This is a genomic window from Wolbachia endosymbiont of Drosophila bocki (genome assembly GCF_028982005.1).
In the GTDB taxonomy this organism is placed as follows: domain Bacteria; phylum Pseudomonadota; class Alphaproteobacteria; order Rickettsiales; family Anaplasmataceae; genus Wolbachia; species Wolbachia pipientis.
Genome location: NZ_JAPQLG010000128.1, coordinates 1 through 3,468, shown reverse-complemented (window position 1 = coordinate 3,468; position 3,468 = coordinate 1). Strand labels below are relative to the sequence as shown.

General features: G+C 32.4%; 3 protein-coding genes and 1 pseudogene. 3 read left to right on the top strand and 1 reads right to left on the bottom strand.

Annotated features, from left to right (window positions below; all coding sequences use genetic code 11):
• Positions 1–63: 63 nt before the first annotated feature.
• A pseudogene (locus tag OZD61_RS02830) lies at positions 64–204 on the top strand (XRE family transcriptional regulator); the annotation flags it as partial.
• Between the two features lie 56 nt (positions 205–260).
• Here the strand turns inward: OZD61_RS02830 and OZD61_RS02825 are convergent.
• Positions 261–1,142: a zinc ABC transporter substrate-binding protein gene (locus OZD61_RS02825; protein WP_274979767.1), complete on the bottom strand. Its 882-nt coding sequence runs from the start codon at positions 1,140–1,142 to the stop codon at positions 261–263.
• On the opposite strand from OZD61_RS02825, the gene OZD61_RS02820 reads away from it, so the two are divergent.
• Both OZD61_RS02820 and ubiB read left to right on the top strand, forming a co-directional pair.
• Positions 1,134–1,874 (top strand): metal ABC transporter ATP-binding protein, encoded by a 741-nt coding sequence (locus OZD61_RS02820; RefSeq protein ID WP_006279528.1) that lies wholly within the window; start codon positions 1,134–1,136, stop codon positions 1,872–1,874. The two genes, OZD61_RS02825 and OZD61_RS02820, sit on opposite strands and share 9 nt — an antisense overlap.
• Positions 1,871–3,301 carry a 2-polyprenylphenol 6-hydroxylase gene (gene ubiB, locus OZD61_RS02815; RefSeq protein WP_274979766.1) on the top strand — a complete coding sequence of 477 codons (1,431 nt, stop codon included), beginning with the start codon at positions 1,871–1,873 and terminating at the stop codon, positions 3,299–3,301. The genes OZD61_RS02820 and ubiB overlap by 4 nt, the downstream gene beginning before the upstream one ends.
• Positions 3,302–3,468 lie beyond the last annotated feature (167 nt).

The following is a 3,468-nucleotide window of genomic DNA, read 5'->3' as shown; positions in this document are numbered from 1 at the left end:
CCAGCTTGCAAATGATTGTCCTTTCCTTCATTTCTCTCCTATTACGAAGATTTTAAACAGGTTCTAAAGATTGATCAACCTAAAGTATCTCAAATCAATAGGTCAAAAATCGAAGGGTTCTCCTTAGAATACTTGCTTAACTTATTGATTGTATTGGGCCAAGACATAAACGTAAGAATAAAGCATAATTCTAAACCTGCATAATATGTAAAGGACAAATAAATGCAGAACAATAAAACAGTAAGCTAAAAGGGAACTTATTACTCAACAAAACAAGACTTAAAATTTTGTGCAATGTTATTGATTATAGCTAGATATGCATCTTTTCCAGGCTCTATGTCTGATCCAATAGGATCAAGAACTACCATTTTTGCGTCATTAGAAAGAGCATTAGGCTTTATGCTGTCTTCCTGTGAATGAGCAAATATACATTTAACGTTTTCTTCCTTCATTATCTTTTTTAGCTTCATTAAACTCCTCATACCTATGTAAGAATCCTCTTCTATGAAAAGAATGGCGCTTGGGTGATTTAAACCAAAATATTTTTCAAAATATTGATAAGCATCGTGAGTGACGATATATTTTTGATTTTTAAAATCATTCAGTTCTTTCATGATTTCTTTTACTTCTTGGTCTATTTTTTTTATAGCTTTTGTTGCATTAGAGTTGTATCGATGGGAATTTTCTTTATCTATGTTAGACAATGTTGCACTTACAGAAAGTATCATGCTCTTTGCATTTTCGGGACTCAGCCAAATGTGTAAATCTTTTTCATCTTTAATGTGAGTAATTTTTCTAGAAAATGAATGTGGCCGAGTAGGAAGTAGGTTGATTGCCTTTGACAATTGCACTAGTTCTTTATTATTTTTGGCGAAAGTTTGAACAAACGTCTCTAAGTTATCGTCAACATAAAATATAACGTCACTTGATTCTAAATTACTCGCATCAGATGGCTTTAATATATAATTATGCGCAGATGTTGCATAGCCAAGCAATTCCGGTTCTAAAATCCCTTCTGTAATAGAAGCTACAAGTGAGTGGATAGGTTTGATTGTAACTACAACTTTTAAATTGGATGAAAAGGCGATATTATAGTATAGTGTAAATGAAAGTAATAGAAAAAAAGTCAGTAAATGTCTCATATAAACGTTGAGAAGAAGTTAAATTTTGTCAATAAATTGAATAATGTCAATAATCGTGTTCTAAAAATAGAAAATCTTGCTCTCACATATGATGGTAAAAGAATCCTTGACAATATCAATATGTTCATGGAAAGAGGAGACATAATTACAATACTTGGTCCAAATGGTGGAGGTAAAACCTCTTTAGTGAAAGCAATTGCTGGCATAAATAAAAGCTGTACCGGTAATATCGTATTTGCTGACAACATAAAAATTGGCTATATGCCGCAAAATTTTAGTATTAGTAATTTGATGCCAATAACAGTTGAATATTTCCTTTTAAATAGCTCCTTGAAAAGACTAAAGAAAAATCAATCCATTATTACAGAAACGATAGAGTTGGTTGGTATCGGTAACATTTTGAAGAATCAAGTGTTAGAAATTTCTGCAGGGCAAACACAATTATTGCTACTTGCACGTTGTTTAATTGCAGAGCCTGACTTGATCATTCTAGATGAACCAGTTAGTGCAATGGATATTAACGCGCGGGCTAAATTTTATGATATTATAAATAAAATAGCAAAAAAACGATTGGTATCGATTCTTATGACTTCTCATGATCTTAACTCTGCTCTACCATCCTCAGATTACATAATTTGTATAAATAATACTATCTATTGCCAAGGCAAGCCTGATGAGATTATGAAAAATAGAACCCTAAATGAAATATTTAGCAGTTACGCAGCGAAATGATTCAAAATATTTTGCGTCTTCTGCACATAACTACGGTGCTGACGCGTTACAATATATTACCTTATTTACTTCCACCATCAAAAAAATCAATAAATAAAATACAAGGCCACAAGCTAAAGTGTGCTCTTGAAAAATTAGGTCCGGTGTTCATTAAGTTTGGGCAGTCTATCTCATCACGTACTGATGTTTTAAATGAAGATATAACAAGTAACTTGTTATTGATATGTGATAGATTGCCATCATTTTCACATAAAATAGCAGTTAAAACTATAGAAAGTGAGTTTAATTGTAAATTGAGCGACATTTTTTCAAGCTTTTCTGAAAAGCCAATTGCAGCAGCATCGATTTCTCAGGTGCATAGAGCGGTTACAACTGAGGGTAAGGAAGTTGCTGTGAAGGTTTTAAGGCCAAATATTGAGAAAACATTCTCAAGAGATATAAAAATGCTTTCTTGGCTTGCAGAAATTGCAGAAAAATTTAGCGAACAATCAAAAAGGCTGAGGCCAATTGAATTAGTTAAAACTTTTGCTGAAATTTGCCGATTAGAGTTAGATCTACGTTTTGAAGCTGCTCACTCTTCGGAACTAAAGAAAAACACAAAAAATGACAGAGGTTTTTATGTACCTGAAATAGATTGGAATAGAACTGCAAAAAAGGTTTTAACATTAGAATGGATAGAAGCAACGCCAATATACGAAGTTGAAAAACTGAATAATCATAAGCAAATAGCTATCAATCTTATAGAATCGTTTTGTAATCAGGTATACAGGGATTGTTTTTTTCATGCTGATATGCATCCTGGAAATCTAATGGTTGATAGTAATAACAATATTATTGCTCTGGATTGTGGAATCATGGGTAGAATAGATCGTGAGACATGCTATTACGTTATAGAGATACTCAAAGGCTTTTTAAATCGGGATTATGATCACGTTGCAAAAATGCACTTTAAAGCTGGTTACGTTTCATCACAGCATAGAAATTTTGTCACAGCTTGCAGGGCAATAGGTGAACCCATTATTGGGCAGCCTATACAGAAGATTTCATTTGCTAGTTTACTTGCTCAGCTATTAAAAATAACTGGTGATTTTGATATGAAAGTTCAAACACAATTGTTATTGCTGCAGAAAACTATGATTTTACTGGAAGGGACATGTAGAAAGATCTACCCAGAAATCAATATGTGGAAAGTAGTTGAAGCGTGGATAAGCAGTCAACATGAAAGTAAAATAGGGTATAGGGAAAAAATTAGAAGTTCTTATCCTGTAAAAACAATCCAAGGGATATTTAGCCTTATAGAAAAATTAAACCTAATAGCTGATAAAAAATTAGAAAACATCCAAATTAAAAATAAATCAAATGGAAAAGTCTATTTTTTATTGTGGTTTGTAATTATAATTCTAATCGTTAAACTTTTAATTTCTTAAACTATGGGAAAAAACTGCGTCAAATCCAATTTTTATTCAACTTAATTTTTAATCTGCAGGAGCTGAGTTGAGAATGTCCAATTTTCCACTTTCTTTATGTATCTGTTCAGCAGAGTGGCAAAATAAGGTAGACGAGAAAAGACAACTATAGGAACAAATGGGTGTCA